The organism is Akkermansia sp. KLE1798 (assembly GCF_001580195.1).
Taxonomy (GTDB): domain Bacteria; phylum Verrucomicrobiota; class Verrucomicrobiia; order Verrucomicrobiales; family Akkermansiaceae; genus Akkermansia; species Akkermansia biwaensis.
Genome location: NZ_KQ971096.1, coordinates 1 through 5,551 on the forward strand (window position 1 = coordinate 1; position 5,551 = coordinate 5,551).

Consider the following 5,551-nt stretch of genomic DNA (forward strand, 5'->3'; position numbering starts at 1 on the left):
CGCGCTGGGCGGTGCCCAGGGCGTTGACCGTGGAACCCGCCGCTGCCGCCAGCGCTCTGGATGCACCGGCCAAATTCGGTGCGTTCCCCGTGATCATGTTGCTCACGGCATTCATGAACTGGCCCAGTTGTGAAGTGGCGTCCAGATTGTTTCTGGCTTCCCACAGGAGATTGGAACCGGCAGCCGAATTGTAGGAGTCAGCGGCGGGCGTGAAGATGTTTTCCTGCTGTACGGTCGCGTTCAACACGATGTTGTCCCCGTTCCTGGACATGACGGCATCCTTGTAGTACACGGCAAAAAGTCCGGAGGTTCCGATGGAAAGGGAAGCTCCTTCATCCAGTCCATTGATCAGGTCCGCCGTCATCAGCACCACGTTTTCCAGGTTGTCATACGTCCCCAGGCCGGTGTTGCCCGTCATGTTGGCAAGCACGAACTGGGCTCCATCGCCGATGGTGATGGAGTCCGCCGTGATCATGGCGGAGTTGAAGGGGTCCGCCTGGTTCAGGTTGTACACGAATTCCGTGGTGGAACCGCTCCGGAAGTCAATGCTGTTCAGATTCAGGGCCGTATTGGTATCTCCGCTGCCGGAGCCCGTGGCTTCCACGCGCAGGATGCCGGAGGAACCCACCGTTACATTCCTGTAGTCAAGTCCGGCGGAAGCACCCGTTCCTTTCAAGACGAGCGTGCCGCCGTCATGCACGCTCAAGTCGTACGCGGCGTTCCCGGTCCTCATTTCCTGGGTGACTTTTCCGGAGATGTCCAAAGCGCCCTCTCCCTGCAAGGCGCCGGAGAAGGAGGCGCTTCCCGCCGTGGCGGAGGTAATGGACAGGGTGTTCCCGTTCAAGTTCAGAGCGCCGGAACCGGACAGCCGCAGAATGGATTTGTCCCCCGTGCCGTCCAGGCTCAGGGTTCCATTCAGCGTGACGGATGTGCCGGACAGCCCGGCTTCACCGGACAGAGTCAGGCTGGAGCCTTCCTGAACATTCAGCGTTCCCGTCCCTGAAATGGAAGTGGCCCGGTCCAGCGTGGAATCTCCGGTAGTTTTCAGGGTGCCCCCGGAGGCGATTTCCAGGCTGCCGCCTGCCGCGTCATCCGCCAGGGAAGCCGTGGTGGTGCCGCGGATGACTACCTTGGCCGCTTCAGCCGCAGAGGAGGCAAGGTTCAGCGTGCCGATGCTGTTGGCGGAGCCGTTCAGCGCCAGCGTCCCCTCCTGCGCGACCACGGAATTGGCCGTGGTGACGTTGCCGTTGAGGGTCAGCGTTTTGTTCCCCGTCTTGACCAGGTCCACACGCTCACCGTTGACCGTAAGATTGCCGCTGAATACGGAGTTGTCCAGATCGTTGGCAAGTTCCACATTCAGGGAGCCGTCCCCCGTGGCGTTGATGTTCAGATTGCCTGTGGTGGAGGTGCCGGAGGAAAGATGGCGGATGATGGTCTTGTCCGTGTTGGCGGCGGGTACGTCCAAATTCAGCGCCAGGTCCGTATTCACGATGACCTGGGAATAGGAGTTCAGGGCCGGAATGCTGGTAACCGTGTTCCCGTCTTCCGATGCAATGTAGATCTGGTCCGTTCTTCCGGAGATCAGGATGTTGCCGCCCTCCACGCCCCGAATGCCGAAGCCGAGGCTTTCCAGCGTGGCATTGAACGTCAGGTGCCGGTTGAGCCATTCAACCAGATTGCCCGACGGCAGACCGCCAATCGTTCCGTTGGTGAGCAGGATGCCAACGGATTCCAGGTCGCGCATGGCAATGAGGATGTCCGTGTCAATGTCCAGATGCAGCGTCAGGTCGGACCCATCCCCGCCGAACGAAACGGTACCGGTAGCCGTGTCATTGAACTGAAGCAGGCTTTTCTGGTCGCCCCCGTCCGCGTAGGAAGTGTTGTTTACTCCCACGTGCAGGGAGTTGCCGCCCGTCAGGGTCAGGTTTCCGGTCAGGCCGGTAACGGCGGTGCCCGCCGTGGTTGTATTGATGGAGCCCACCTTGTCCCCGGACAGGCCGCCCAGGTTGATGTCTCCGGAACCGGCTTCCGCATTCACGGTTACGCCGCCGGCCGTGGCATAGGCCCCCGCGTTCAGCAGGCCGCCCTTCGTGATGGTGACGCTGTTGGCCACGGCCTGGCCGTTCATGTCCAGGATGGAGCCGCCATTGACAGTGACGGCCCCCGTACCCAGAGATCCCGCGCCCAGCGCTTTCACACTGCCGCCGTTCAGAACGGTGCCGCCCTCATGGTTATTGGAGGCATTCAGGTTGAGAACAGGGGAACCGGCGGATCTGTTTACCAGCAATTCCCCCGCCCCGGTAATCTGTCCCGTCCAGGACCCCGCAGCCTCTCCGTTGCCAAGCTGGACCTTCCCGCTGGTGATGGTGAGTGTTCCCGTGGAGATATTGTCCTGCGTCAGCACCAGCGTGCCCGTTCCCGCCTGTTCCACGTTGGCGCTCAAGGCGCCTTCCGCTCCTACGGCGGCGTTCATCAGAACCAGGTCATTGGTGTAGGAGAATTTGAAGACGCTTGTTCCGGCATCAGCTTTCAAAACTACGCCGTCACCGAAGAGTTTCCCCTGGTTCAACGTAGCCACCGTGTTGTTGCCAAACGCCCAGGTGAAGGTAGAATCATTGCCGCTACGAGTAAAAGCCCCCTGGAACCCTGTCATGTCTCCCGTCAAATAGGCCGTGGAAGAGCCCAGCCCCGTGGATACCGTGCCGGTTCCGGTGAATACCCCTCCCAAATAATAGGAATTGCCGCTCCCTCCGTTCAAATAAGTTCCCTTTTCCAGCACGTTGATCGCCGCAACAACGGAGGTAGCCGCCGTATTAGGCGCATTCAGCCAAAAACCGCGGCCGTTCAGGGTCAGGGTACCGCTCCCCATGCTGGCGGGAGTGTCAAACTGGATGTCACGCGCATCGGACGTGCTGCCCGTATTGTTGTTCAACCCGTTCAAAACCAACTCACCGGTAAAGGAAGTGTTGTCTCCGGAAATATAAAAGCGGGAATTGGCCGCCTGGTTATCCAGTTCAATCCTGCCCGCACCGCTCATGCCGTTGATGACGATACTGGCGCTGTTTCCCGAAGTAACGCCGTTGACAGAGCCGGTAATGGCCAGGGTACTCCCCGCGCTTACGGAGATTCCCGCTGAAAACCTCGTCTGAGCCCCTCCGGAGGCAATGGAAACAGTGCCGCCGTTCACTGTCAGAGCATTCGTATAAACGGCAGCGCCCAGGGCCAATGTTCCGTCCCCGGATTTTTCCATGATAAATCCCTTGTACCTGTCCACGGAAGCCCACGTCACGTCGTTTCCGTTGGTGTCCACCTTGATGTTTTCCTTGCTTGCGGCGGAAATCCGGTCGGAAATGTCAGCCGTTACACCGGCGCCGTACCGGAGGGTACCGCCGTCGAACATCAGGTCCCCGGTGCCCAGAGCGGAAGTGCTGCCCATTTCAATCGTTCCGCCTCCCAGGATGATCTTGCCGGAATAGCCGGTATTGTCCGTATTGATGGTCAGCGTGGCATTCCCGGTCTTTTCCAGATTCGCCGTGCCTTCCAGAGAGCCGCCGCCTTCAGCCGCATTCCATACGTAATCCGTGTCGTTCGCCTGCACCATCACGATGGTGGGAGAAACGACGCCGTCAATGGTTACCGTCTGCGGAGCATGGCCGTCAATATCCCCCATGATGACGGCGGCATCATTGGTGTACACGCCGTTATTTTTCCACGGGGAGACAGTGGGAGCGGTGGCGGACCAGACGCCGTCGCCGCCCTTCCACTCAAGCAGAGTCGCCTGCGCCACCACCAGCGTAAGCTTTCCGCCTTCCGTATTCCAGGACCCCATCAAATTATCTCCCAGAATGAAGGAGTTGGACGGAAGCCCGGTAATGGTGCCCGCATTGATCATGCCATAGGAACCTGCCGCCCAGGTCATGCCACTGATCGTTGCTTCTCCCAGAAGAAGTTCGCTGTTTACGGTCAGCGTTCCGGTTACATTCAACAGGTACGCTCCGGAGGAAGGAAGAGCGGAGAAATTCAAAAAGGAGCCACTCCCAAGCGTCAGGTTCCCCGTAACGGTACCGGAAGTTCCCAGAGACAGGGAGCCGGATTCCGCAATGGAGAGCGTTCCGCCGTTCATGTTGAGGGAAGAGGCATTGGAAAAGGTCACATTGGAAAATTGCGTGGCGGCATTCACCGTCATGCCGGACGAACCGCCTATGGTCAGGGCGTTGGCGAGAGTGGTATCCTGCTGAACCGTCAACTGGCTTCCATTCAAGTTGACGGCGCCGGAGCCCAGGGCCGTTGCGTTGTTCAACTGCAGCGTAGCCCCTCCCGTAACTACCCAGTCCGCATTCATTCCGGCCTGGGCGGCCGAGTTCAGAATGAGGGCGCCGGAATGACCGTCCGCGCCCACGGTTACGGTCCGGGAACCTTCCCCCGCCACGCCCAGAGGACCAAACAGGTTCATGGTCTTGCCGTCTGCTATCTTGAACAGGGCATCGGCATTGAAGATGATGCCGTTTGCCCAGGGAGCAGCGGCACTGCCCAGGGAAAAATCCCCGCCAATGTCAAACAGCGTATACCCTGCCCCCCCGTCACGCAAATTGACGGCGCGGTTATATGCCCCCCCCTTGACCACGCTGAATCCGTCCGAACCTCCGGTCACGGTAATCCCACCGATGGAAAGCGTATTAAAGGAAGCCTGAAGCTCCTTGCTGGTGCCCGTCAGGCTGCCCTGGTCAAGAATCATGGTATTGGCAGCCGTGCCCGACCAAACGGCCGCCCAGTCCGCTACGGAAGGATTCCAGTTGGCGGCTTCATGCAGATTGGAATTCTGGCCCAGCCACGTGTATTCAGCAGCGCGCGCATACGGGACGGAGACGGTAGCCATGCATGCAAGCAGGGCGGACAGCAAACCAGTGGGAAGATGCAGCTTCATAGCTTTTTCTTAGAGAAAATGAGGGTGAAAATACCTCCCGAACCAGCGCGGGAGGCTTTTATGACTACTAACGGATTAAAAATCCTGCTACAAGATTAAACGTTGATTCCCTAGGTGTTGCACATCTTCAAAAGGGCTTTTTCCCGGCCTGATCTGGTCCGCGAAAGGAATGCCCCATGGTGTTATCTTTATTAATATAAACAGACAAGAGGGCTGGTTCTGGTATATTGGCAACTTTGCCGCTCCATAGCGGATTTTTAATCCGCTGTTCATATTAATGTGAATATTTTTTATATCAAAATATAGTGGTTTTTATTCCAAAATATTTATTGTGTGTGGGGGGGGAAAAAATTCCGGAGGAGATGTTTTATGGAGGGAATGGGGAAATGGGGGAATGGGGGAATGGGGGAATGGGGGAATGGGGGAATGGACTTAGTGGACTTAGTGGACTTAGTGGACAAAATGGACAGGTGGCGTTTCCCCTTTTTCCATTGTGTCCATTGTGTCCATTAAGTCCATCTCCTTACCACCAACAACAAGGCCGCCCCGGATTACCCGGAACGGCCTTCTGTTTTTCCAGAAAAAGCGGCGTTTCCGCCACTCCTCCGGCACCTTAACCTTCTTTAG

The 5,551-nt window shown here is 57.9% G+C and carries 1 pseudogene; it reads right to left on the minus strand.

The annotated features are described in order from the left end of the window. Positions 1-4,924 (minus strand): annotated as a pseudogene (locus HMPREF3039_RS11670) (hypothetical protein); the annotation flags it as partial. Positions 4,925-5,551: the final 627 nt, after the last annotated feature.